General features: G+C 48.3%; 20 protein-coding genes. 2 read left to right on the top strand and 18 right to left on the bottom strand.

The genetic code is table 11. The features are described from left to right. Window positions 1–55: 55 nt before the first annotated feature. From ODZ53_RS11435 to citZ, 7 genes are all read right to left on the bottom strand, one after another. Window positions 56–1,144, bottom strand: coding sequence for a PRK06851 family protein (locus ODZ53_RS11435; protein ID WP_372677077.1), 1,089 nt, complete (start codon window positions 1,142–1,144; stop codon window positions 56–58). A 146-nt stretch (window positions 1,145–1,290) separates the two neighbouring features. Further along, on the bottom strand, window positions 1,291–1,947 hold the full coding sequence (gene phoU / locus ODZ53_RS11430; RefSeq protein ID WP_016738714.1) for a phosphate signaling complex protein PhoU: 657 nt from the start codon (window positions 1,945–1,947) through the stop codon (window positions 1,291–1,293). A 106-nt stretch (window positions 1,948–2,053) separates the two neighbouring features. Then, window positions 2,054–3,817: a two-component system histidine kinase PnpS gene (gene pnpS, locus ODZ53_RS11425; protein ID WP_012685120.1), complete on the bottom strand. Its 1,764-nt coding sequence runs from the start codon at window positions 3,815–3,817 to the stop codon at window positions 2,054–2,056. 13 nt (window positions 3,818–3,830) lie between these two features. After that, complete coding sequence (locus tag ODZ53_RS11420; protein ID WP_064201329.1) at window positions 3,831–4,526, bottom strand: response regulator transcription factor; 696 nt, start codon at window positions 4,524–4,526, stop codon at window positions 3,831–3,833. A gap of 701 nt (window positions 4,527–5,227) precedes the next feature. Next, the gene (mdh, locus tag ODZ53_RS11415) at window positions 5,228–6,166 is read right to left on the bottom strand and encodes a malate dehydrogenase (RefSeq protein WP_173607445.1); all 939 of its coding nucleotides are present in this window, start codon (window positions 6,164–6,166) and stop codon (window positions 5,228–5,230) included. Between the two features lie 52 nt (window positions 6,167–6,218). After that, entirely contained in the window at window positions 6,219–7,502 is a 1,284-nt protein-coding gene (gene icd / locus ODZ53_RS11410) for an NADP-dependent isocitrate dehydrogenase (RefSeq protein ID WP_012685116.1), read from the bottom strand. 153 nt (window positions 7,503–7,655) lie between these two features. Then, window positions 7,656–8,768 carry a citrate synthase gene (gene citZ, locus ODZ53_RS11405; protein WP_087349851.1) on the bottom strand — a complete coding sequence of 371 codons (1,113 nt, stop codon included), beginning with the start codon at window positions 8,766–8,768 and terminating at the stop codon, window positions 7,656–7,658. Between the two features lie 423 nt (window positions 8,769–9,191). Between citZ and ytvI the strand changes: the two genes are divergently transcribed. Next, entirely contained in the window at window positions 9,192–10,322 is a 1,131-nt protein-coding gene (ytvI, locus tag ODZ53_RS11400) for a sporulation integral membrane protein YtvI (RefSeq protein WP_372677073.1), read from the top strand. A gap of 76 nt (window positions 10,323–10,398) precedes the next feature. Here the strand turns inward: ytvI and ODZ53_RS11395 are convergent, their stop codons facing one another. From ODZ53_RS11395 to ODZ53_RS11345, 11 genes are all read right to left on the bottom strand, one after another. After that, window positions 10,399–10,794, bottom strand: coding sequence for an FxsA family protein (locus tag ODZ53_RS11395; protein ID WP_016738718.1), 396 nt, complete (start codon window positions 10,792–10,794; stop codon window positions 10,399–10,401). A 2-nt stretch (window positions 10,795–10,796) separates the two neighbouring features. Continuing rightward, a complete protein-coding gene (locus ODZ53_RS11390) occupies window positions 10,797–11,228 on the bottom strand; it encodes an acyl-CoA thioesterase (RefSeq protein WP_372677071.1) in 432 nt (143 codons plus the stop codon). A 1,127-nt stretch (window positions 11,229–12,355) separates the two neighbouring features. Continuing rightward, window positions 12,356–14,617 (bottom strand): ribonucleoside-triphosphate reductase, adenosylcobalamin-dependent, encoded by a 2,262-nt coding sequence (nrdJ, locus tag ODZ53_RS11385; RefSeq protein WP_372677069.1) that lies wholly within the window; start codon window positions 14,615–14,617, stop codon window positions 12,356–12,358. A 442-nt stretch (window positions 14,618–15,059) separates the two neighbouring features. Further along, complete coding sequence (gene pyk / locus ODZ53_RS11380; RefSeq protein WP_372677067.1) at window positions 15,060–16,814, bottom strand: pyruvate kinase; 1,755 nt, start codon at window positions 16,812–16,814, stop codon at window positions 15,060–15,062. A 40-nt stretch (window positions 16,815–16,854) separates the two neighbouring features. Beyond that, on the bottom strand, window positions 16,855–17,814 hold the full coding sequence (pfkA, locus tag ODZ53_RS11375; RefSeq protein ID WP_199930250.1) for a 6-phosphofructokinase: 960 nt from the start codon (window positions 17,812–17,814) through the stop codon (window positions 16,855–16,857). 221 nt (window positions 17,815–18,035) lie between these two features. Next, window positions 18,036–18,992, bottom strand: coding sequence for an acetyl-CoA carboxylase carboxyl transferase subunit alpha (accA, locus tag ODZ53_RS11370; protein ID WP_012685108.1), 957 nt, complete (start codon window positions 18,990–18,992; stop codon window positions 18,036–18,038). Next, window positions 18,959–19,903, bottom strand: a complete 945-nt coding sequence (gene accD / locus ODZ53_RS11365; RefSeq protein ID WP_372677064.1) for an acetyl-CoA carboxylase, carboxyltransferase subunit beta — start codon at window positions 19,901–19,903, stop codon at window positions 18,959–18,961. The genes accA and accD overlap by 34 nt, the downstream gene beginning before the upstream one ends. 19 nt (window positions 19,904–19,922) lie before the next feature. After that, window positions 19,923–20,105, bottom strand: a complete 183-nt coding sequence (locus ODZ53_RS11360) for a glutamate decarboxylase (protein ID WP_199930248.1) — start codon at window positions 20,103–20,105, stop codon at window positions 19,923–19,925. Between the two features lie 81 nt (window positions 20,106–20,186). Beyond that, complete coding sequence (locus tag ODZ53_RS11355; RefSeq protein WP_012685105.1) at window positions 20,187–20,858, bottom strand: FadR/GntR family transcriptional regulator; 672 nt, start codon at window positions 20,856–20,858, stop codon at window positions 20,187–20,189. 105 nt (window positions 20,859–20,963) lie between these two features. Next, window positions 20,964–22,208 (bottom strand): NADP-dependent malic enzyme, encoded by a 1,245-nt coding sequence (ystJ, locus tag ODZ53_RS11350; RefSeq protein ID WP_234127128.1) that lies wholly within the window; start codon window positions 22,206–22,208, stop codon window positions 20,964–20,966. A gap of 168 nt (window positions 22,209–22,376) precedes the next feature. Further along, window positions 22,377–25,805 (bottom strand): DNA polymerase III subunit alpha, encoded by a 3,429-nt coding sequence (locus tag ODZ53_RS11345; protein WP_372677062.1) that lies wholly within the window; start codon window positions 25,803–25,805, stop codon window positions 22,377–22,379. 178 nt (window positions 25,806–25,983) lie between these two features. On the opposite strand from ODZ53_RS11345, the gene ODZ53_RS11340 reads away from it, so the two are divergent. Then, window positions 25,984–26,295, top strand: a complete 312-nt coding sequence (locus ODZ53_RS11340) for a YtpI family protein (protein WP_199930246.1) — start codon at window positions 25,984–25,986, stop codon at window positions 26,293–26,295. Window positions 26,296–26,479: the final 184 nt, after the last annotated feature.

Raw genomic sequence — 26,479 nt, 5'->3', positions numbered from 1 at the left:
TCCGTTCTTGTAGTATGAGCAGTCGAACGGGTTTCATTCTACGACTTGAATACGATTAGCTCATCTTCGTCAGTCTGCTGACAATTGCTTGCGTAACTGCCCTGAGACGCTGCTGGTCCACCGCTTCCTGGTAAGCATTGTTCAACTGGTCGCGCAGCTCCTTGGCTGCGAGAAGATTCGCCGTTGCTTCCTTCACTTTTTGCTTGTATCTGACCTGAATATCCATTAATTCTTCTTCATATACCTCATCTGTGCCAGGTTCAATTGCCCGTTCATACATATCGATAACCTCATCTGTATCTTTGCTTGGAAAATACTCATGAGGTGCGGTGCTGTCAAAAATAGCGAGGCCCTTCTCAGGAACAATTACCATATCAAGGCTGTGCGGGTCTAGTCCACAGTGGTACACTTCCACGTCAAATCCGCGTGTTTTGGCTTCCTCCACCAACTTTTTCAGCATAGTAGACTTGCCAGAGCCTGGTCTGCCCTTGATAAAGTAGCGCTTCTCCAAATGATCGGTCAGCTTCATGATATGATCTACGGGCCCTTGCGGCGTCGCTGCCCCCAAATACATACGCCTTACCTTTGCTTTCTTTTCCAGTTGCTCCCCTCCGAAGAACAAAGCTTTTACTTCTTCCGTAACGCTATTGGCTTCTTCTCTGTTGAGGTGCTCAATGTAGGGAGCCTCCCACTCATCGTGGATGCGGAGCGCCTCGCCAAAAGCCTGGTATGCCTCTTCACTCTTCCTAAAAATCTGTTCGTACCAACTGGCAATCTTGTCTTTTTCATCCACCAGCTGATCAATGTTGACCATCGACTGCAAATTGACCTGAATTTCCTTTACACCCGGAGAAGCGGGTCTCCAAATCCGGGGATAGCTTCCATCCATGATCGCCACTTTATACTTTGGAAAAATAACACCATCAAACTGCCCGTTCACAAAAGGCGAATGAATCCACTCCACTTCATCTGTCACTCGTGCTATTTGATTGCCAATCGCCTCTATGAGCGGTGAAGTAATTCCTTCTACTGTCCCTGTCAAAATATAAACACGCTCCAAGCCTTCCAATACGGAGTCATAAAACGTCTTGTATCCTCGCGCAGTATTCCCTGCGGCATATATATGGCGGACTTTTGTGGTCATTGCCTTTCCCTCCTGTACTTCTTCTAGCTGCTATTGAATCGATGTATTGTATGCACAAAAGGGAAAATAGGCGTCTGTCTACAACCGTGAAAAAACCGCTGCCAGCTAATATTCATAGCTCACAGCGGCTTTTTGTTATTCGGGCATTATTTATTCAAATCCGTCATTTTTCCAGTAGACATATAAATAATCCATTCGCAGATGTTCGTAACATGATCGGCAATCCGTTCCAAATATTGCGCGACCAAGAGCAAATGCGTTCCTTGCGAAATGGCCTGACTGTTTTTCGTCATCAATTCAATCAGATCATGGAAAATCGTGGAGTACAGTTTATCAACAATGTCGTCGCGTGAGGCAATCTCTTCTGCCGCTTCTTTGTTGCGTGCAATATAGGCATTTAAACAATCACGCACCATAGCCTTGACGTGATCAGCCATCATCGGAATATCGATGAGGGGTTTCACGTACGGGTCCGCCATCAAGCGTCGGGTCGTCTTGGCAATGGAAACGGCATGATCACCCATGCGCTCCAAATCCGTCACCAGCTTCAACATTGTTCCCAAGCGTCGCAAGTCACCACCGACTGGCTGCTGCAATGCAATGAGACGGAAGCAATCGCTCTGTATTTCTTGCTCCAACTCATTGATTACAGGATCGCTTGCGATAACCTGTTCAGCCAGTTGGGCATCCCGCTCAACCAGACTCTTAATCGATTTATGAATGGCTTCTTCCACCAATGTGCCCATCGTCATGAGCTTGCGGTGCAGTACATCCTGCTGTTCTTCAAAAGCATGCCGTGACATTTCCCTCTTCCCCCTTCTTGTGTCTGACATGTCAAATGGTACAAGGCGATTGTATTGTAGAAGTAAAGCTACTATTTTGTTTGTGTAAATCTTTTTGCAGTTGTTTTTAGGTAAGGGGGAGTGTAACTGTGAAGGTTGTCCCTCTTCCTTCCTTGCTCTCCACACTAATATGCCCGTGCAAATTTTCCACGAGATGCTTCACAATTGCGAGGCCCAAACCTGTTCCACCTGAATCGCGGCTGCGGGCTTTGTCTACGCGATAAAACCGCTCAAAGATACGCGTGAGCTCCTTTTCCGGAATGCCAATCCCGGTATCCATGACTTGTATAGTGATGTTTTCGCTGTCTGCTTCTGTCTTAATGCTGATTTTTCCACCTTCTTGCGTGTAGGCGATCGCATTCGTCAACAGATTCAGGATGATCTGCTGCAAGCAATCCTTATCGGTCATCAGCCAAATATCTGGCTTCGGTGAAGGGAGCGTGATCGTCAATTCCTTGCGCTGTGCCTGGTCATGCATGATGGCAACTGCTGAACTGATCAAATCCTGTAAGTGAACCTGACCCAGATGCAATGGGATTCGCTTTTGCTCGATTTTGGAGAGATCCAAAATATCGCGTATCATTCGGTAGAGCCGCTCGCTCTCATCCGAGATGATTTGCAGGAAATTGCGACATGTTTCCTCGTCCTGCATCGCGCCTTCAAGCAAGGTCTCCGTGAAGCCCTTGATCGAGGTAATCGGCGTACGTAGCTCATGCGATACGTTTGCTACGAATTCACTGCGCATCTTCTCCAGGCGGCGAATGTCGGTGATGTCATGCAGTACCACGACTACACCCCTCGACTCCCCCTTGAAGTTGATATAGGGAGCAAAATTCACGTCAAGAATGCGTTCCTGCGGATAATAGATGTGTACCTCTTGACGGAACTTCTCGCTTCTATCGAGGCACCTGTCGATGTATTGGCTAAGCCCAAAGCTTTTGCCTGCCTCGATATGCAGCTTCCCTACGATCTCATGTCCAGCAGTCCCCAACAGCTTTTCAACGGCTGGATTGACCAGCATGATCCGACGTTGCTCTGAAATGAAGATCACGCCACTCGTCATATTAGTCAGCACCCCTGCCAGGCGCTGCTGATTCTCCGAGATTTCGTACATCTGCTGCTCCAGGCTCGATGCCATGAAGTTGATCGCGCCTGCAAGCTGACCGATCTCATCCTTTGCTTTGATTCTCACACGGCTCTCATATTGGCGCTGTGTAATGTTGCGGGCTACCCGGGTGATCTCCTCGATCGGACGAATAATGGAAAAGGAAATGCGGGAAACGACAATCGATCCGACTACCAAGGTAACCAATAAACCAGTGAGCAAGCTATACCACATTTTGTGGATCGTATCGGTAATATCTTTCATCGACATTGCTGAACGAACAACACCGAATATTTCGTTGTTCAGTTCAACAGGTACTGCAACGTACATCATGTCATAGCCGAGCGTCTCACTGAAACGGCGGGAAATCCCTGTTTCTCCTTGTAACGCTGCCTTCATCTCTGGTCGGTCATGATGGTTTTCCATCTCTTCCGAATGGGAGGAGTTGTCGTACATCACCTGACCATCCTTGTCGATAATGGTGATCCGTACTTCATCTGCTGGCGCTACTTGTTTGACCCGATCCTCTAACGTCGCCTTATCAGAAAAGACGTCCGGGAATCGGACCGCCTGAGCGATGAGCTTCGACTCGCGGGATAATAGCTCATTCAGTGATTGGAGGTAGGAATTCTCAAGCACTTTGGCAAAATACATACCCATCACCAATAGTACGAGAGAGATTAAACCCAAAATAGTCAAAGTGAGTTTGATTCGAAAGCGAGTCAAGGTAAATCCTCCGTTATCCTTCCAGTTTGTATCCTAATCCGCGAACTGTTTTAATGTATTTCGGGTTCTTCGTGTCATCCTCAAGCTTTTCGCGCAAATGGCTGACATGCACGTCCACAATTCGAGAGTCCCCAATGAAATCGTAGTTCCAAACAGCGTTCAACAATTGATCGCGCGTCAGTACACGCCCTTGGTGGCTAGCTAAATAGTTGAGCAGCTCGAATTCCTTTGGCGTCAGCTCGACCTTAACGTCTTTACAGAACACCTCGTACTTCTCCGGGTAAATGCGAATATCTCCGAATTGGAGCAACACCTCTTGAGGCCCTGTAGTCGCTTCTGGCGTGTTCTGAAACCGCCGCAGAATGGCTTTCACGCGGGCAATTACTTCTCTCGGGCTAAAAGGCTTTGTTAAATAATCATCGGCACCAAGCTCAAGCCCCAAAATCTTGTCGAGCTCATCATCTTTCGCTGTAAGCATTAAGATCGGCGTATTATTGCGTTCTTGGCGCAAGGTTTTGCATACGTCCATTCCATCCATCTTGGGAAGCATCAAATCAAGAATGATAAAATCAGGCTGCTCGCTTTTAACCACTTCCAAGGCCTGTTTACCGTCAAAAGCAGTTACGACCTGAAATCCTGATTTTTCAAGATTAAATTGCAATAGCTTTACAATAGAAGCTTCGTCATCCACTACCAATACTTTAATCATCTGTCTGTTTCCCCCTAGCGTTGCAATGCTTGCGCTCGATTTTCTATCCTACGTCCCCTGAAAAATACTTCTCTCTACAATACTCAGTCTGCCAATGCTGATTGCGGAAAACAAGTAATTTTTTTGTAAAGACATGCTGTTCGTACATAGAACTTAGTTGCTTGGCAATAGTATTCCTCTTTTAGGTAAAGGTACTATATTAAAAATGCCTTCAAACTGTAGTGGTCGGGAGAAGCCCTGCCGCATGTTTTCCAGTCGCCTGTATCCTCTCTGCGTTCGGGCGGTCTCCTTCCAAACATGTGACAGTGCTTTCGGACAGCTGTGGATGTATGTCTTGCTTTTACAACGTTTTTCAAGTGGGCTCATGAAGTTTTCTAGAGATAAAAACCACACGCTTTTTTCCTTGGCCCTTTTTAAGAAAACTAAAAGCTACGTAGAAGAAGCGAATTTCCAGTCCAAGCGCCTCTGGAGCCCACCCTAGCGTAGGAAAAAATGGCGGGGAATTTCAGCTTCACTTTATGAAATCCTCCCTCGAAACTTCTACGTTTGAAGCGCTCCCGCCATTTATTCCGGAGCGGACAGTCATACCCCTTGCGGGGCGTAGGCCGAAGCGTAGACTGGAAATTCGCTTCTTCCACCACCACAGCAACTTTAATAAAAAAGACGCCTTCCCAAAGAAAGGCGTCTTACATGTATTAATCTTATTTCAAAACAGCCATTACGCTGCGTACGGAGTCAGCAGATTTGTCGAGAGCTGCTTTCTCTTCGGCAGTCAGATCCAATTCGATCACTTTCTCGATCCCGTTTGTGCCGAGCAGAGTCGGTACTCCCAGGTAGAGATCGTTGTAGCCGTATTCTCCTTGCAGAAGAGCGATGGATGGCAGAATGCGTTTTTTGTCCTTGATGATGGCTTCAGCCATTTGTACCAAGGAAGCCGCAGGCGCATAGTAAGCGGAACCGTTCCCCAAAAGGTTTACGATCTCGCCGCCGCCCTTGCGGGTACGCTCTACGATCGCATCCAGACGGTCTTTCGGGATTAATTTTTCCAATGGAATACCACCAGCATAAGAGTAGCGAACCAAAGGAACCATGTCATCACCATGACCACCCAGAACGAAGCCCGTTACGTCTTCTACAGATACGTTCAACTCCATAGCCACGAAGGTACGGAAACGAGCTGTGTCCAGAACGCCGGATTGACCGATTACGCGCTCTTTCGGGAAGCCGGACGTTTTGAAGAAGGTGTACGTCATCGCGTCAACTGGGTTGGACAGTACGAGCACGATAGAGTTAGGTGCATATGTTTTTACTTGCTCTGCAACAGATTTCATAATGCCAGCATTCGTGTTAACCAAGTCATCGCGGGACATGCCAGGCTTGCGGGCAATACCAGCTGTGATGATGACGAGATCAGCATCTTTGATGTCTTCATAGTTCGCAGTACCTGTGATGCTTGCATCAAAGCCTAATACTGGCGCGGATTCCATCATGTCGAGCGCTTTACCTTTTGTTGGGTTTTCCAGTTGCGGAATGTCAACCAATACGATGTCGCCCAGTTCTTTTTGCCCCAAAATGAATGCAGTTGTTGCACCAGTGAAGCCACTACCGATAACAGCGATTTTTTTACGGTTGAATGCCATGAACTATTCCCCTCCAAAAATGTAAGTGTAAAAATTTGTACCCAAATCTATCTTACATGTTTTGAATCAGAGCGTCAGCAAACTCGGAGCATTTCAGTTCTTTTGCGCCTTCCATCAGACGAGCGAAATCGTATGTTACTGTTTTCGCAGAGATGGTTTTTTCCATGGAGTTGATGATCAGATCAGCTGCTTCGTTCCAGCCCAGGTGACGCAGCATCATTTCTCCGGACAGGATCACGGAGGATGGGTTTACTTTGTCCAGACCAGCGTATTTCGGAGCTGTACCATGAGTTGCTTCGAAGATCGCATGACCAGTCAGGTAGTTGATGTTTGCACCTGGAGCGATACCGATACCGCCTACTTGTGCAGCCAGTGCATCAGATACATAGTCACCGTTCAGGTTGAGTGTTGCTACTACATCGTACTCAGCTGGACGAGTCAGGATTTGTTGCAGGAACGCGTCAGCAATAACATCTTTCACGATGATTTTGCCAGCTGCTTCTGCTTCTTTTTGTGCTTTGTCAGCGTCGCCGCCTTCAGCTTTGATGCGATCGTATTGTGCCCAAGTGAATACTTTGTCGCCGAATTCTGCTTCAGCTACTGCATATCCCCAAGTTTTGAAAGCACCTTCCGTGAACTTCATGATGTTACCTTTGTGTACGAGGGTAACGGATTTGCGGTTGTTCTCGATCGCATAGTTGATCGCTGCACGAACCAGACGCTCTGTACCATCTTTGGAAACAGGCTTGATACCGATACCAGAAGTTTCTGGGAAGCGGATTTTCTTCACGCCCATTTCGTTTTGCAGGAAGTCGATTACTTTTTTCACTTCTGGAGTACCTTCAGCCCACTCTACGCCAGCGTAGATGTCTTCAGTGTTCTCACGGAAGATTACCATGTCAGTCAATTCAGGATGTTTCACTGGGGATGGAACACCATCGAAGTATTGAACAGGACGTACGCAAGCATACAGATCCAGCTCTTGACGCAGTGCTACGTTGATAGAACGGATACCGCCGCCTACTGGCGTAGTCAAAGGACCTTTGATTGCGATCAGGTATTCACGAACAGCAGTCAGCGTATCTTCTGGCAGCCACTCGCTGTATTGGTTGAAGGATTTTTCACCTGCGAATACTTCGAACCAAGCGATTTTCTTCTCGCCCTTGTAAGCTTTTTCTACAGCTGCATCCAGAACGCGAACAGAAGCTTTCCAAATGTCAGGGCCAGTACCGTCACCCTCGATGAAAGGAATGACTGGATTGTTTGGAACTACTAATTTACCGTTATCCACAGTAATTTTTTCGCCTACAGTTGGTTGCGTCAGGTTTTTAAACACAAAAAATCCCTCCAGTGTTATATATATTTGGTGATTATGAATATTTCCAGACGTAGGAGAACTACCACTCACTTGTGGTAGTTCTCAAGCTTGCGCTCAGGAGCGATCAGCCTGGCTGACCACCTGCCCTCTACGCTCGAAAATAGCGAGTTCTTAGCGGCGGTCAATTGGAACGTAGTGTTGGTTGACCGGACCGGTGTAATCCGCGCGAGGACGGATCAGGCGATTATTTTCATACTGTTCCATGATGTGTGCTGTCCAACCGGACATACGGCTGATAGCAAAAATCGGTGTGAACAGGTCCGTTTCGAGGCCGAGTGAAATGTAAACAGATGCGGAGTAGAAGTCAACGTTTGGCTTCAATCCTTTTTCACCGGAAATCATTTCATCGATCTTCACAGACATCTCAAACAGCTCAGGGCGACCGATTTGCGCGGTCAGTGCTTTGGACATATCTTTCAGCCATTTCGCACGTGGATCACCATCTTTGTATACACGGTGTCCGAAGCCCATGATTTTTTCCTTGTTATCCAGCTTGGTGCGGATGTAGGATTCTACGTTAGCCATGCCGCCGATTTCGTTCAGCATTTTCGCTACTGCTTCATTAGCGCCACCATGCAGAGGGCCTTTGAGCGTACCGATTGCAGACACGATACCGGAATAAATATCAGTCAGGGTCGCAACAGATACGCGAGCAGAGAATGTAGATGCGTTAAACTCATGGTCAGCATGCAGGATCAGAGCAACGTCAAACGCTTTTACTGCTGTTTCTGTTGGCTCCTGGCCTGTGAGCATGTAGAGGAAGTTTTGTGCAATCGTGAAATCTGCACGTGGAGCTACTGGCTCCAAACCTTTACGCATACGCTCGTAAGCAGCGATCAAGGTAGGAGTTTGTGCCATCAGACGGATCGATTTCCGATAGTTGGCTTCTGGAGACATATCTTGCGCTTCTGTGTCGTAGAGCGCTAACGAAGAGACAGCTGTGCGCAACGCCGCCATTGGGTGTACGCCTTTTGGATAGTGGCGAATGCTTTCCAGCACTTCTTTGGCCACTGCTGCATTTTCACCCAATTGTTTTTTCAAAGCGTCCAGCTGATCACGCTTCGGTAACGCTCCATGCCAGAGCAAATATACAACCTCTTCAAAAGTTGCATGTTCTGCCAGCTCATCGATGTTGATCCCGCCATAGCAAAGAACCCCATCGACGATCGAACAGATAGATGATTGAGCGGCAACAACGCCTTCAAGTCCACGAGTAGTTGTCATAGAACTCCCTCTCCTTTTCCACTCAAGTAGTAGTGCTTATCTAGTCTTCGCTTGTCCGCCATGACTGATAAACGGCCTGATCAAGTCAAAATAGACGACTTTTTGAACATCCTATCTATGAAATTGTAAGCAGCGGTTTCTTTCATCCACCACTCTTGACAGGGAATGTATCCACGCAAATCCTCACAAGGTCGTAAATGAAAATGACGCTCGTGCAAGGGGAGAGGCGAGAGAAAAGAATCCACTAAGACGACCCAATTATAAAAGATTATTGCGATTTTGTGAATAAGGTTAGCGAAAAAATGTTTCGAAGGGTGAAACGGAGTTTTGTTTTTTCGCGTTCTTGCTCCACCTATGAGGCATACTGCATAATAGAAACATCAGTATTATGTTCGCACCTTCGCGGCGGAAAGGAGAAATCGTTTGAATCAGGAAAACTGGGTAGAGCGCCTCTTTCAAATCATTCGCTTGTTATGGGTCTGCCTGCTTGTCTATGTAGGGATTTGGGTATTCCAACACGCAACACCTTTACTGTACCCATTTATAATCGCTTTACTCATTGCGCTCATCATCAACAAGCCTGTTACGTTTATGACCAGAAAGTTCCGGATTCCCCGCTGGCTTTCGGTCATTATCGCGCTCTTGGTTTTGATACTGCTCGCTGGCGGAGTGGCCACACTGATCATCACAGAAACGGTCGTGGAAATCGGAGAGCTGGCCAAGCGTTTGCCAGTCGTTGCACAGGAGCTGGCCCATTATTTGCAAACTACGATTTCTCAAGACTTTTTAATGGGACTGTACAATCAGATTCAGTGGTTTTATGCTCAGCTTGATCAAGGATATCAAGAGAAGCTCGCCAGTACGGTAGGCAGTGCAATCTCGACCATCACGAATGTCGGGCAGAACTTGATCGTCAAATTCCTGGATGGATTGAAAAACCTGCTTCTCTCACTCCCTAATATGGCAACAGTTTCCGTTATTTCCATCATGGGTGCCTTCTTTATCTCTAAAGATTTTGCCCTTTGGGAAGCGCGGGCTCGTCGTCTTTTGCCAACTGGGGTAAACAGCCGTCTCGATCAAATTTTCATCGATTTGCGCAATGCCTTGTTCGGATTCGTCAAGGCACAGTTGACCCTCATCTCCTTAACCGCTGCCATCGTCATCATTGGCCTGTTGGTCATGCGTGTCGAGTACGCGATTACGATTGGCTTGATCACGGGCTTGGTCGATCTCTTGCCTTATCTTGGGACAGGGACCGTCTTTGTTCCTTGGATCATCTACATGTTTTTCAAGGGCAATTACACGATGGTCATTGGCTTATCCATTTTGTACGGGGTCGTCTTGATTTTCCGTCAAATTATCGAACCAAAAGTCGTTGCGGAAAACGTCGGTCTCGACCCGCTCCTCACGCTAGTCGCGCTGTTTGTTGGTCTCCAGCTATTCGGATTCCTGGGCTTGATCATCGGACCTGTTTCACTCGTCATGATCAACGCTTTGGTAAAAGCCAACGTCTTCGTAGATGTATGGGGCTACATCCGTGGGAGGAAAACCTGACCTCATGTAAAAAGAACCGCTTGCGAGCAGCTTGTACGTAGCTCGGAGCGGTTCTTTTTCATAAGGAATATTTGTATTAGCGTCGGAAAAACAATTGAACACGACCAGACGAGATAAGGTTCCACAGCCAGCGCTTTAATAGATGACGAATGATCATCCGTGTGTACGGAATGAGAAAGACCAGTCCAATCACATCCGTGACGAATCCAGGCAACAAGAGCAAAATGCCACCGATCAGGATCAAGACACCATCGATGAGCGAATCTGTAGGCATTTGGCCACGCGACAACTGGTGTTGGACCATGCGGAATACTTGCATCCCCTGCTGCTTCGCAAGCCAAGCTCCCAAGATCCCCGTGAGAATGACCAGCACGACTGTATTCCAGCCGCCGATCCATGATCCAATGGTAATAAGCCCCCAAAGCTCTAAACCAAACGCAACGACAAATAGAATGACAAAAAAGCGGAACATGCCTATTCCCCTCCTTTATGCTGGGAGTCCAACCAATCATAGATGTCAGGTACCGTTCGCGACAAGCGAATCGGCTTCAAAGCTGTGTTGGTAAATACATGCATCGTCTCACCTAACACCAGCAGCTGTTGATCAGTCAATCTAACAATCTCGTAAGCAAATGTGAGACGGACAGGACTGATTTCTTTTACACGTGTCCGTATTTCTACTTCATCGTCATAGCGGGCGGGCTGTTTGTAAGAGATGTTCGCATCTGTGACAGGCAGAAGTACGCCTTTTTCCTCGAGCTCACGATAGGTGATTCCCGCATGGCGAATCAGTTCTGTTCTTCCTACTTCAAACCAGTTCAAATAATTCGTATGGTAGACCACACCCATTTGATCGGTTTCGCCATAGCGGACACGCAATCGGTGGGAATGAATAAACGGAGTCATTTTGGATCGCTCCTTTCTCTATAGGATGATTGTACCATAGTACCCCTATGTGGCTGTAGTGGTGGGAGGAAACAGGAGAAAACGCTCAGATTCTAGGGCCACCCGCTTGGGGATTGACTGCACGACTCCATGAAAAAAAGCGAAACCCGCGTCCAAAGTTGTCCTTTCAGGGAGTGTCTCAGAGGTGAACGCTAAGGGCTTGTTTCTCTTTTTTTCATTGCGTCTCGGTCGGCGTCCCTAAGATCTTCGCTGTTTTCTCCTGTTTCCTCTACGAGCTTTCCGTTTTTAAACGGGCTTTTAAAGATTTAAAAGAATGGAGAAATGTCCTCAGTCACGACAGAGAAGAATATTTCCAGACGTAGCGACTTGTGGAGTCCTACTTAGCGGAGAAGGGATTCGCGGGTAAAAGAAACGCAACCGTGCCCATACGACGTAGCGGCTACCACTTTTGCGTTTCCCCGCGAATCCCTTCGGAGCGGACAGTCCCAACCCCCAGCAGGACGGAGCCTGGAGCCTAGACTGGAAATATTCTTCTCTCCACCATAGCCACATACATAAGAACATCAAGTTGTTGCTGTAGTGGTGGGGAGGAAACAGGAGAAAACGCTCAGATTCTAGGTCCACCCACTGTGGGATTGACTGCACGACTCCATGCAAAAAGCGAAACCGCGTCCAAAGTTGTCCTATCAGGATGTGTTTTCAGAGGTGGACGCTTAAGGGCGTGTTTCGCTTTTTGCATTGCGTCTCGGTCGGCGTCCCTAAGATCTTCGCTGTTTTCTCCTGTTTCCTCTACGAGCTTTCCGTTTTTAAACGGGCTTTTAAAGATTTAAAAGAATGGAGAAATGTCCTCAGTCACGACAGAGAAGAATATTTCCAGACGTAGCGACTTGTGGAGTCCTACTTAGCGGAGAAGGGATTCGCGGGTAAAAGAAACGCAACCGTGCCCATACGACGTAGCGGCTACCACTTTTGCGTTTCCCCGCGAATCCCTTCGGAGCGGGCAGTCCTAGCCCTCAGCAGGACGGAGCCTGGAGCCTAGACTGGAAATATTCTTCTCTCCCCTACAGCCACATAAAAAAACAGAGGCCGACTGATTTTCTCAGTCTGCCTCTTATTATTCAGATCGCTTAACGAATCGGGCAAGCTCCGCCTTCGCAAGATTCAGCGGTGGACAGGTCAGCCTCGCCGCCTGTTTCATACTGCTGCAAAATCGCAGGATCAAATGGCTTCATGGACTGCTTCAATGCCTCGTACTGTTCTTTGGTGCACTCTTCATATGGAGCCAATTGGTAGTTTCCGCCATCCAATTGCAAGAAGGATACACCTACGAAATTATCCCAGTTATCGTAAACGATGTCTTCTACTTCTGCCCACTCTTCCTTGCGTACCGTAATGGTGTTCGAAGAGTTGTGCTCCGTATATTCTTTCTGGAATCGGAAGTACGTATCGAATTGGCGCTTTGCACTTACTTCGTTCTTCGTTTCTTCTGCTCCTGATGCTACAGGGAAATCGATTACGAGTGTACGTGCATTTGCCATGCGCTCTTCATACGTTTCGCCTGGTGTTCCTACCTCTGGGTTGACTGTCCAGCCAAGATTTTGTACCGCTTTTGCCAATGGATCCTCAGCATTGATGCGAATGCGGCGGATGTAGTACGGCGAATGGGACCAGTGCAGACCGCTGGAGACACCACCAGCTACTTGAGACAGCGTACCTTCCGGCTTCACAGTCGTTACCAAGAGTGGAGAGTTCACACGCAGCTCATACGCATAACGGTTCGCCTCGTCACGAGCAGCATCGCCCAGCTGGCGCAGCAGTTCGAGCTCTTGCTCTTCTGTATAGCCAAGGGATGCCAGCGCATCCTTCACACCAGTAAGGGAAGTTCCGAGCAAACGGTCACGCTGTTGAACGGTATCCCAATGCGGCAGCTCCAACGTTACCAGCGTCATGCGCAGTCCAGCGCGAGCAGATTTACGTTGTGCTTCCAGCAAGCCATCGAGATCCAGATACTTGGAACCATCCCCGCGATCCTTCACGAATTCAACCAGATTGACTGTCGTCAGGTTGCAGACGCCATAAGAATCGAGCAGGATTTCTGCACAAGGGTTCAGGCCCTCTGCATTTGGACGACGACGGTTTGCTTCTTCCAGGTTGATGAAGCCTGGTTCGCCTTCCAATTGCATCAAGGTGAACACAAGGTTCAAGAATGGTTTGGTCGGTTGTTGGGTAAAAGCGATGGAGTTGTTGGACATGCGGCGGTGATCCAGACCAACGCGTCCGTCCCCTACATTTTGGATGGTGTCAAACCATACAGGCTTGTGCTCTCCCAACAGCTCGCCTACACGACGGTGATGGTTCAGCTGATCCTCCGTCCAGAAGCCATTGATGCCGTATTTTGCAAGCATGCACTCGTAGTCATCGTGATCAAACAGGAAAATTTCCGCTGTACGGCGCACGCCACCTACTACGACGTTTGCTCCGATGAGGTTTCCAATGTCGAGGATATGTATCGGACGGATTTTACCGTATCCTTTTTCATCACTCTCGATTGGTTCCAAATGCTGGTCGATTTGGTTTTTCAACACTTTATCGATTCCTTCAAACATTTCACGAAGCGGCTCATGACCACTAGCCGTACCGCCAAAGCGCTTCAGTCGCTCGCCTTTCGGACGCACGCTGTTATAAGAGATTTTCACGGTGTGAATGTGTTCGTAAGTGGAATCTGTCAAAATTTGCAGGTAGAGACGAAGGGATTCTACCCAGCCTTCTTTACTGTCACCCACATAAATTTTGGCAAATCCGTTATCCAGTACATTCAGTTCAGAACGCTCCAGGCGCTGATGCTTAGGCAGCGGTCTGTATTCAGAAGAAAGCAGCGAAACATTCGTGCGAATCGGGCCCAGTCCAGCAGCCATTTCCTTCGTACATTTGAAGCCTACGCCAGTTCCTACCAAGAGAAGGTAGAACAAATCGCCCAAGTCATCCCAAGACTTGATGTTCAGGAAGGAGCAGTTGAAGTTCGCCAACGGATACAAATCCGCTACACCATTGTCTGCTCCACCAACCCACAAGGTACGGCCAGACAAAAACTGACGAAGGTTGAACATGTTGTCAAACAAGCCTTCTGCCTCTTTTTCCATTGCGCGGGAATCGGCGTTCATTCCGATTTTGTTCAAATGCTGATAAGCCAGCTTAATATTGTAATCCACCGAGCGGCGGCAAGTTTCTTTCCACGTTTCCCGTCTTCCTTTTTCCGGCACAAAGCGAGAATAAGTACGGTAGTAAACAAATTGTCCCAGAGGACTCATATGGTTCGGAAAATCAGGGTATTGATCTAAGAATTCATCCCGCAAAAATTGAGTTCGGGATACGGTTTCGGTCGCCAGCATATCGTTCCTCCTTCAAATCTATCCTCTCTAGTTTAACTATCTTTATCTGTAAAACTCAATAGTTTTACCTATATATTGTGCGAAATAATTTTCGACAATACTAGATGTTGTGTTTACCCTAAAAAAAACACTTGACACAAAATCCCGAACATTGGACGTACAGATGGACACCTCTATGTTCAGCCTTTTCCAGGCAGCGAGCGCTACAACATCCATTCTGGCATGTTTTGGAAACCCCGAACGTATGGATTTCATCCGTTCTGACACAAAGCCACCGACCGATTTTAACAGATTCCCACTCGCTTTGCATCACCTAATAATCACCGTTATCTGGTAAAACTTATCAGGTAGTTCGTCGGCTAATCTTTTTACACCAAGCCAAAAAGGGTGACCCTTTGGTCACCCTTCAGAGGCACTCTCCATTAAAGATGAGTAGTTTTGCCTACAGAATCCGGGCGTGCCCTGAGTAAATATGCCCACGCTCGGAATCCACTGTAACGATTTGTCCGTCCTTCAATACATCCGTAGCAAATTGCACTCCTACGATGACTGGAATGCCGAGATTCAGGCCTACGATAGCTGCGTGAGAGGTAAGTCCGCCCTCTTCGCAAATCACCGCTCCTGCCTTGCCAAACGCTTCAATCATATCGGAGTCCGTACCGATGGTTACCAGGATTGCTCCTTCTTCTACCTTCGCCAGTGCCTCTTCAGCTGATCTAGCAATCACTACCTTGTTTGTGACAACTTTGCGGCCGATACCCTGTCCTTTTGCTACCACATCGCCAATGACGTGGATTTTCATCAGGTTCGTTGTCCCAACTTCACGCACAGGCACGCCTGCTGTGATCACAACGAGGTCGCCATGACGAACGAAGCCTGCATCAAGCGCCTCTTGAACAGACATCTCCAGCATTTCATCGGTTGTATTCGCCATTTCGCCCTTCACCGGATACACCCCATTTACGAGTGCAAGACGGCGAATAATCGCTTCATGCGGCGTTACAGCCACGATTGGTGCTTTCGGACGGAACTTTGATACCATGCGAGCAGTGTGTCCGCTTTCGGTCGCTGTAATAATTGCTGCTGCGTCCAGATCCAATGCTGCATTGGATACAGCTTGGCTGATCGCATCCGTAATCGTCACTTGTTTAAGCTGTGCTTGTGCATACAAGATCTCACGATAATTCAGCTCTTGCTCTGCACGTACAGCGATCCGCACCATGGTCTCGACAGACTCAACCGGATATTTACCGGCAGCCGTCTCTCCGGAGAGCATGATTGCGTCTGTCCCATCGAAAATGGCGTTCGCAACGTCACTTGCTTCCGCACGTGTTGGACGTGGGTTGCGCTGCATAGAATCAAGCATTTGTGTTGCCGTAATGACTGGCTTCGCGAGTTCGTTACATTTTTTGATCAGCTTCTTTTGAACAAGAGGTACTTCTTCTGCCGGAATCTCTACGCCCAAATCACCACGCGCAACCATGATTCCATCTGTTACTACCAGAATATCGTCTACGTTATCGACGCCTTCCTGGTTTTCAATTTTCGCGATAATATCGATACGCACGTTATGGCGCTCCAGAATTTGGCGAATCTCCAAGATATCCGATGCTTTTCGGACGAAGGAAGCCGCGATGAAATCGACTCCTTGTTCAATACCGAATTCGATATCCTGCGCATCCTTTTCTGTGATACCTGGCAAGTTGATTTTGACACCAGGAACATTGACGCCTTTTTTGCTCTTCAGTGTTCCACCGTTTTTGATCAAGCAGATGATTTCGGTGCCACGCACTTCTTGTACAGTCAACCCGATCAAGCCGTCGTCGATCAAGATCGTATCGTCGATTTTCACATCACGTGGCAATTCCGGATACGTAATGGAGACGCGCTCTGCGGTACCCGCTACTTCCTCCGTGGTGAGGATCAGCGTGTTTCCTTCTACGAGCTCGACTGCATCTACTGCCAGCGTACCCGTGCGAATTTCAGGACCTTTTGTATCCAACAGGATTGCAACGGGTTTCCCGGTTTCTTTTGATGCCTGACGAATGTTTACGATTCGCGCCCCATGCTCCTCGTGGGAACCGTGCGAGAAATTCAAACGCGCTACGTTCATTCCTGCTTCAATTAGTTTCTTCAGCGTTTCAACCGATTCACTCGCTGGTCCGATGGTACATACAATTTTTGCTTTCCTTAACATAGGATGTAGGCCTCCTCGACACTCGTAAAAACTGTCAGTTTTATATAGATAGCGTGCGCGCCAATTGATAAATGGATAAATCCAATTGATGCTTTTTCGCCAATGCTTCCTGAAAATCAACATCAACGATCTGGTTGTTCTGAACCCCAACCATTCGGTCCTGCTTGCCTTCCAGCAACAAATCGACAGCTGCGGCACCCATTCGGCTCGCCAGCATTCGGTCCATCGCAGTAGGGGAACCACCACGTTGAATATGACCCAGTACCGTCACGCGAGTCTCCCAGCCTGTCTCTTTCGTGATCGCTTCGGCGTAAGAAGCGGCACTTCCTACCCCTTCCGCCACAATGATGATGGAATGCTTTTTACCACGGCGTTGTCCAGCATGCAAACGTTCAATAATGTCGTCCATATCCTGCGACGCTTCTGGGATCATAATGGACTCGGCACCTGCTGCAAGCCCTGACCACAATGCCAGATCACCAGCATCTCGCCCCATTACTTCAATAATGTACGTGCGTTCATGCGAGGTGGCCGTATCGCGAATTTTATCGATCGCTTCCACAACGGTATTCAATGCCGTATCAAACCCGATCGTGAAATCGGTGCATGGAATATCATTATCAATCGTCCCTGGTACGCCAATAGTCGGGAAACCTTTTTCGGTTAGCTTCTGTGCACCGCGAAACGATCCGTCTCCCCCAATGACAATCAGACCCTCAATTTCATGAGCACGTAATTGTTCCACCGCTCTTTGCTGTCCGGCTTCCGTCTTGAATGCCTCACTGCGAGCGGAGTAGAGAATGGTTCCTCCCCGTTGGATAATATCCCCAACAGAGCCTAGAGACATCTCCTTGATATCTCCCCTCATCAGCCCTTCGTATCCGTGGTAAACCCCAAACATTTGTACCTCGTGAAAATGAGCACGACGTACAGCCGCACGGACGGCGGCATTCATTCCAGGAGAATCTCCACCGCTAGTGAGAACTGCAAGTTTCCGCATGGAATCCACCTCTCCAATCGTATCGTCTTTAGCATGTCATTTAACGGAAACAGTATGTACCATACTTTGTATGAAACATGCTGTATCACTCAAATCCACATATCTGTTATACACTCAAAAGATATGTGCCATACTTTTTGAAAGCTCTGATAACTCTTTCATTCGACTTCGATTGTAGCAGATTTTCCTCAGAGAAAAAAGAAAAAAACGCCCCCTGTTTCTTACAGGGAGGCGAATTGTCCGATCTGTTTAAACTTCTCGTAACGTTCCTGTATCAATTCATCTGGAGTTAAACGGCCTAGCTGTTCTAGTTGTTCCGCGATGACCGCCTTGACCATTCCTGCCTGCGCGATCAAATCACGATGGGCTCCTCCGAATGGTTCATCAATAATTCCGTCAATGACTCCTAATTCCAACAAATCAGGTGCCGTAATTTTCATCGTCTCCGCTGCACGCATACCCAAGCTGGAATCTCTCCAGAGAATCGCTGCTGCACTCTCTGGTGCAATCACGGAGTAATAGGAATTCTCCAACATATAGATACGGTTACCTACGCTGATCGCCAAGGCTCCACCGCTTCCGCCTTCCCCGATGACGATACAAATAATTGGCACGCCAAATGTCGCCATTTCACGCAGATTGCGGGCAATCGCTTCGCTCTGACCGCGCTCTTCTGCCGCTTTTCCAGGATATGCCCCTGATGTATTAATAAAGCAGATGATCGGGCGACCGAATTTATCCGCTTGCTGCATAATGCGCAATGCCTTCCGATAGCCTTCAGGATGAGCCATCCCGAAATTACGCTTGATGTTGTCTTTTGTGTCTTTCCCTTTTTGGTGACCGATGACTGTAACCGGACGTCCATCCAGCTTGGCAATTCCACCCACAATCGAATGGTCGTCTCCGAACAGACGGTCTCCATGAACCTCGATAAAATCAGTAAAAAGTAGTTGTATATAGTCCAAAGTCGTTGGCCGTTCCGGATGACGAGCCAGCTGTACGCGTTGCCATGGAGTCAAATTGCCGTAGATTTGCGCAGCAAGCTCTTTTGATTTTTGTTCGAGACGCTGTACTTCTTCGGAGAAGTCAATTCCCTTTTCTTCAGTAAAACGGCGCAATTCCTTAATCTTATCTTGTAATTCTACTAATGGCTTTTCAAAGGAGAGCTCGCCTGCCATGTTTCTACTCCTTCCCGAGACGTGTGCATCTCTACCAGTTTGGACAGCGTATTTCGCATGTCCTTACGGTGTACCACCATATCGAGCTGCCCGTTTTTTAACAAGAATTCCGCTGTTTGGAAGTCTTTTGGCAACTCCTGACGGATCGTTTGCTCAATGACTCGACGCCCAGCAAAACCGATCATAGCTCCTGGTTCTGCGATATTGTAATCTCCCAACGAAGAAAAGCTGGCTGATACCCCACCATATGTAGGGTTCGTCATGACCGAGACAAACAATAAGCCTTCGCGATCCAATCGAGACAACGCTGCGCTGGTTTTCGCCATTTGCATCAGGCTCAATACGCCCTCTTGCATACGTGCTCCACCAGATGCACTGAACAGAATGAAAGGCAAACGCCGTTCGATCGCTTGCTCAATTGCACGCGTGATTTTTTCCCCGACGACCGAGCCCATGCTCGCCATACGGAAACGAGAATCCATGACCCCAATCACAATGCGGTTCCCACCTAGGAAACCTTCGCCTGTAATGATCGCCTCGTTCAAATTGGTGTTGGCCATATCTTGCTCCAGTTTTTCCAAATAACCAGGAAAACCGAGTGGATTGGCTGTTATCAAATTGGCATCAAATTCTTCTTTCAGAACCCCATCATCCAGAAGCGCTTGCAGGCGCTCAGGAGCGGACATGGAATAATGGAACTGGCAGCCTTTGCAGACGCGCAAGTTCTTCTCCAAATCCTTCGAGTAGTGAATCGTCCCACAATGTGGGCATTTATTCATCAATCCCTCAGGGACTTCCTTTTCTTTCGTACCCGCTTCCTTGCTAATGTCGGTGGAAGCAGGGACACGTGCTAGTGTCTCAGAAGGAACTGTAGCGAATTTGCGCTTTTTCCCAAAAAGATCTTTAAGCACAGGTAACCCACCTTTCTCTTCAGTGAAGGATCGTGCCGAGTACATCCCGGACTTCGTTTAGTTCGCTCTCAGGCACGAGAATCTCGTATTGCTTGGAGACCTTGCCTTCGCGAATTTTTGCCAAAAATCCTTCATCTGTCAAACGTTGCTGTATCCGTTCTGCAATTCTAGCGCTAGGAGCGATGTAGATGACCGTCCACATGCTGGCTTCCTCCTCAATCGTCCAATACAGGTCTGCATCATCATATCACAGCGCCAGCGCCCCTCGCAAATTAGGGGAAAACTATAGCTTACTGTTCTCCAAATGCTTTTTCATTCTCTCTAATGCCACGTTTACATCGCCTTCGCGAATGGCTTCCATAATCTGTCGATGCTCTACGAGTGCTGCACTCGCTCTACCTTCGCGCGACAGTGATTCAATACGAATACTGTTGCTGTACTCAACCAAAGGCGTCCAGATGCGATGCAGAATCGAGTTACGGCTGGAGCGACATATGACACGATGAAACTGATAGTCTTCCTCCGCAGGTACCTCACCTCTTGCTACTCTTTCCTCTGCAATGGCCAGGATGCGTTCCATTTCATCAAAATGCTTGTCAGTCGCCCGTCTACAGGCTAGGCGGACAGCATCCAGCTCTAGCATTCGCCGCATTTCGATCAAGTCCTTCTTGGTTTTCGTATCCCGTAGGATAAAAAAGCCAAGAATATCGATCAGCCGATTGTGTCGGTAATGCTTGAGGAAGGTGCCTTCCCCGCGACGCGTCTCAATGAGTCCGAGCAGCTCCAGAGCCCGAAGAGCCTCGCGTACAGATGAACGTCCTGCTCCCAGTTGCTCGGACAGCTCCCGCTCAGACGGCAGCTTGTCCCCGGGCCGCAAGTTTTGCTCCTGAATGATTTCATGAAGTTGCAGGAGAATTCCTTCGTAAACCTTTCGATCTTGGGAAGAGTCGAGCACGATTATCCTCCTTACTCGTACCTTCAACGAGGAGCACCCTCCACGTTTGTAAAATACCTACGTTTTTTCGCGGAGGGTGTCATCGGTGCCTCGATAAAGAGTATTTTACGCTTCTTGGTAAGAGATAGCTGTCAATTTCATTGTTTTTTGTTTTACTTCTTCCGGATCAACTGTGATGCGAGCAACACCCGTTTCCATCGCTGCTTTTGCTACTGCCGCAGCTACGTTTGGCGCTACACGTGGATCAAATGCGGAAGGAATTACTTTATCCGCAGTAAGCTCTTCTGGCGTGATCAGGTCTGCGATTGCATATACAGCAGCCAGCTTCATTTCCTCGTTGATCTCCGTTGCACGTACATCCAGAGCGCCACGGAAGATTCCCGGGAATGCCAGTACGTTGTTTACTTGGTTCGGGAAGTCGGAACGGCCTGTACCGATTACTGCCGCACCTGCTTCTTTTGCCTCTTGCGGCATGATTTCTGGTACTGGGTTTGCCATAGCGAAAATGATTGGATCGCGGTTCATCGAACGAACCATGTCCTGTGTAACAGCGCCAGCTACGGATACACCGACGAATACGTCAGCGCCCTTCATGGCATCAACCAGGTCACCTTGCAGCATGCTGCGGTTTGTAATTTTTGCCATTTGTTCTTTCACTGGGTTCATACCGTATGGACGGCCTTCGTACACGATTCCTTTTGTATCAACCATGATCACTTCTTTCACGCCCATGGAAATCAAAAGCTTCATGATCGCGATACCAGCTGCACCTGCACCGTTTGCTACTACGCGGATATCTTCCAGCTTTTTGTCAACCACGCGCAGTGCATTGATCAGACCTGCAGCTGTAACGATCGCTGTACCGTGTTGGTCATCGTGGAAAATCGGGATGTTTGTTTCGCGCTTCAAACGCTCTTCGATTTCGAAGCATGCAGGAGCCGCGATATCTTCCAAGTTCACGCCACCAAAAGTAGGCTCGAGCAGTTTTACTGTCTCTACGATTTTATCTACATCTGTTGTATTCAAGCAGATTGGGAATGCATCTACGCCTGCGAAGGATTTGAACAAAACTGCTTTCCCTTCCATAACCGGCATTGCGGCTTCTGGTCCAATGTTTCCGAGACCCAGTACAGCAGTACCGTCGCTGACTACTGCAACCAGATTGCCTTTCATCGTGTAATCGTAAACTTTGGACTTGTCATCAAAGATATCTTTGCAAGGTTCAGCAACCCCTGGAGAATAGGCAAGACTCAGATCGTAAGCATTGCGAACGGGTACCTTGGTCACTGCCTCCAATTTTCCTTGATGTTTTCTGTGAAGCTCCAGTGCTTCTTCTCTCAGGTTGGACATGAGATCCCACTCCATTTCACGATAATAGTTTCTATGATGGCTTGTAGGCAGTAAAAATGCCTGGGTTATTCCAAGTGGTCTGACCACTCATTGAGTTATGCTCTCAATATAATAAAAATCTGTTCTCCTGTAAACCTGCCGAAAACGGCGAAAAAGGGAGGACATTCCTCATCCTCCCCAATTTATAGGCATTTCTTTCCGAATTACGCTGTCAGGCCCCACAATTTCTCGCGCTTGCTCCAAAAATGACTCATCTACGTCTACCCAATTTGCTTCTGGGAGGCGAATTGTCTGTCTTTTTCCTTCGTAAAAAAGGATAACGGGAATCGTTCCTTTTTTTTCGACAAACAACCGTGAAAGTTTTTGCAGCGTCGAATCGTGCTCTTGCTCTGCCGATATTTTGACAAACAATACAGTCTCAGACTTCGGCTGCGGCAGCGTTTGTGCATCCCAGATACGGGAAGCCAAGAGCTTGACCATGTCTTCTTGGTGATCGACTCGGGCTTCTGCCACGATGATTTGCTCGCGCTCGAGCAGTGGCGCATACTTTGCATACACCTGCGGGAAAACGACCAGCTCTACTGGTGCCGTTTTGTCCTCTAGCATAATAAATGCCATCGGGTCCCCTTTTTTCGTTTGGATGCGTTTGGCTTCCGTTATCATTCCAAATACTTTTACCGTCTTGTCGCGCGGCACATCCCCCAACGAAGAGATCACTGTTACTTCCGGGCGACTTGCGACATGGGCAAACTGATCAAGTGGATGACCAGAGATGTATACCCCGATCAAATCCCGCTCCTCTTTTAATTGCTGCGTATGTGAGAGTGGCGGTACCTCGGGATATTCTGCTGGCTCCCGCAAAGGTGCCGCATCTTCTTCTCCCGCAAAAAGATTGAGCTGGTTGGCGTCACGCTCGATTCTCTTGCTGTTTGCCTTCCCTACCGCCTCATCTAGCAATAGCAAAAGCTGACTGCGATGTCCTGGCAACGAGTCCAGCGCGCCGCATAAAGTGAGCGACTCTACTACTCTGCGATTGACTAATCGTGCATCCACGCGCGCACAAAAATCGAAGACGTCACGATACGGTCTGCCTTTTCGCTCTTTGACGATCGATTCAATGGCACCGTAGCCGACGTTTTTCACTGCGGCCAAACCAAATCGAATTGCATCCTGCTCCACTGTAAAGTAGGCCAAGCTCTTATTCACGTCAGGTCCGAGTACGATAAGCTGCAGTCGCCGCGCTTCCTCCGTGTATTCGGCAATTCTCGTTTGGCTTCCAATGGACAAAGAGAGCAGGGCTGCCATGAACGCAAGCGGATAAGTTGCTTTCAAATAGGCCATCTGATAGGCGATGATTGCATAAGCAACCGAGTGGGCTTTGTTGAATCCGTAATCGGCAAAGCGCACGATCAAATCGTAAACTTGATTGCCCAGCTCATCTCCGTACCCTTGTCGGACGCAACCAGCCACGAACTTCTCCCGCTGTTCCGCCAATAGCTCCCGTTTCTTTTTCCCGACCGCTCGGCGTAGAATATCTGCCTCACCAAGACTGAAGCCTGCCAGTGTCGAGGAAATCTGCATGATTTGCTCCTGATAAATCATAAAGCCGTGTGTCTCCCGCAAAATCGGCTCGAGAACAGGATGAGCGTACTGTACTTTGCTAGTCCCGTGTTTGGCGGCGATATACTGCGGGATGATCTCCATCGGCCCCGGACGATACAAGGCGAGAACCGCAATAATGTCATCAAGGCTGCTCGGCTTCAAATCTCGCAGCACATTGCGCATCCCTGAGGATTCCAGTTGAAAAATACCGGTTGTCTCCCCACGGGAGAACATACGAAACGTTTTCTCATCGTCTGTCGGCAGCTTATCCAGATCAAGCGATATTCCCTGCTCCTGCAAATGACGCAACGTCTCCTGAATGATTGTCAAATTGCGCAAGCCGAGGAAGTCCATCTTCAACAGACCGACTTCTTCGAGAATTTCCATCGGATATTGAGTAAGCGCCAAGCCTTCATTGCCCGTCTGTAATGGGACGTAATTCGTCAGCGGTTCACGCGAAATGACGACACCCGCCGCATGCGTAGAGGCGTGACGCGGCAAACCTTCTACGCCCCTTGCCGTTTCGATCAGTTGCGCTGCCTGTTTGTTTTCCGCACATAGCTTGCCGATATCCGGGTTGATCTGCATGGCTCGTTCAATCGTCATGCCTGGCGATTGCGGAATCATTTTGGCAACGCGATCAACGATGCCCAAAGACAAGCCTAGCGCCCGCCCAACATCACGTACTGCTGCACGAGCCGCCATCGTACCAAAGGTAATGATCTGGGCGACGCGATCATGACCGTACTTGCTCGCTACATAGTGAATGACTTCGTCACGGCGCTCTACGGAAAAATCGATATCAATATCGGGCATCGTCACCCGCTCCGGGTTGAGAAAGCGTTCAAAGAGCAACTGAAAGCGAAGTGGATCGACATTCGTGATTTTCAAAACGTACGCGACCAGACTACCTGCCGCAGAACCTCGTCCAGGTCCAGTCGGTATCCCGTTTTCGTGAGCGTACCGCATGAAATCCCAAACAATCAGGAAGTAATCAGTGAAGCCCGTCCCTGTAATGATCGCCAGCTCGTGATCTAGACGCGCTTGTGCCTCCGGCGTAATCTCACCGTATCGCTCCAGGCAGCCCTTTTCACACAGTTCACGCAAATACTGCGTCGAATCTTGTCCCTCTGCCAAGGGAAATTCCGGCAAAATATGCGCACCAAAGGTAAGATCCAGCTTGCATCTGTCTGCAACAGCTACCGTATTCGCTAACGCCTGTGGAGCAAAAGCAAAGAGCGCCGCCATTTCCTCAGCGCTTTTCAGATAGTACTGATCCGTCTCGTAACGAAAACGGTTTTCTTCGCCAATGGTCTTGCCTTCTTTGATTGCCAACAAGATATCATGCTGCTGGTGATCCTCTCTGTGGATGTAGTGAACGTTGTTGGTCGCAATCAGCGGAATCCCCGTCTCCTGGCTTAGTTTCACGAGACGAGTATTCAGCCTGCGCTCCACTTCCAATCCGTGATCAGCCAGCTCCAAATAAAAATGCTGCTCACCAAACATTCGCTGATACCGGAGGGCTACTTCTTTGGCAGTGTCCGCTTCTCCAGCCAGTAACAGCTTGGCTACTTCCCCTTGCTGACAGCCGCTCAGTGCAATGAGGCCGTCCGTATGCTTTGCCAACACCTCTTTGTTGAGACGCGGAAGGATGTAGTTGCCATCTGTATTCGCGATTGTTGCCAACCTCAGGAGATTGCGGTAGCCTGTTTCATTTTCAGCGAGAACGATCAGATGACTAGGCGGCGGTGCATTTCGCACGCGATCTTGAAGATTCCCATCTATTACGTATAATTCCATCCCGATAATCGGTCGGATGCCTGCCTCCAGACAAGCTTTATAAAACGGGATTGCCCCGTACAAGTTGGCATGATCTGTCATTGCCAGTGCATGCATGCCCAATTCGCTGGCTCGCTTCACTAGCGTATCGATACGTGCTGCTCCATCCAGCAGACTATACTCCGTATGAACATGCAAATGGACAAAGGAGGTCATGATATTACCCCTCTCACTTTTCACGATTGAAACTTTCTCCCTTACATTATACCGGAAGTATAACGTATACGGACGATAAGAACAAACGTTCCTACCTATATTTGACCGTTATCCCCTGATTTTGGTAGGATGGGTAATACCAGAATGGCTAGAAAGGATAGAAAGGATGAATCCATCTATGTGGTCTGCCTTTTACATGACCGGTGTTCTCGCTTCCCTAGTAGCCAGTGTCTACTATAGTATCCATGCGCGTAGACGAGGCATCCATCCGCTTGAATCGCGTATGTTGCTGGGGAAAATGAATGTGTCATTGGGGATACTCGTCTCTTTGTTCGGTATCAATCAGTTTACTTTTGATTCTCTCGATACGCTCCGTATTGTCGTTGCGTTGATCATGCTGATTGTAGGGGCTATGAATTTATTTTTGGGAACTCGCAATTATTTCCGTTATCGTACAGCTTGGCAGGCAGAATTGAAAAAAGGAGTATAAAAAGAGGCATGGGAACAGCTTTACGTTCCGCATGCCTTTTTCATTTTTGGGAAAGGATGACTGGAAATACTTTTCCTCTATTCCCAGCCGTTTATCATACAAACTTGCTAGAGCTCTCGCTATAATGAATTTGTGTGACATTCTATTGCTTCGACAACCTGAGCGGCAGTGCCGAAGGTTGTCC

Origin of the sequence: Brevibacillus sp. BD137 (assembly GCF_041644655.1) — a bacterium.
GTDB classification, from domain to species: domain Bacteria; phylum Bacillota; class Bacilli; order Brevibacillales; family Brevibacillaceae; genus Brevibacillus; species Brevibacillus brevis_D.
This window is presented reverse-complemented; position numbering and strand designations above follow the sequence as displayed.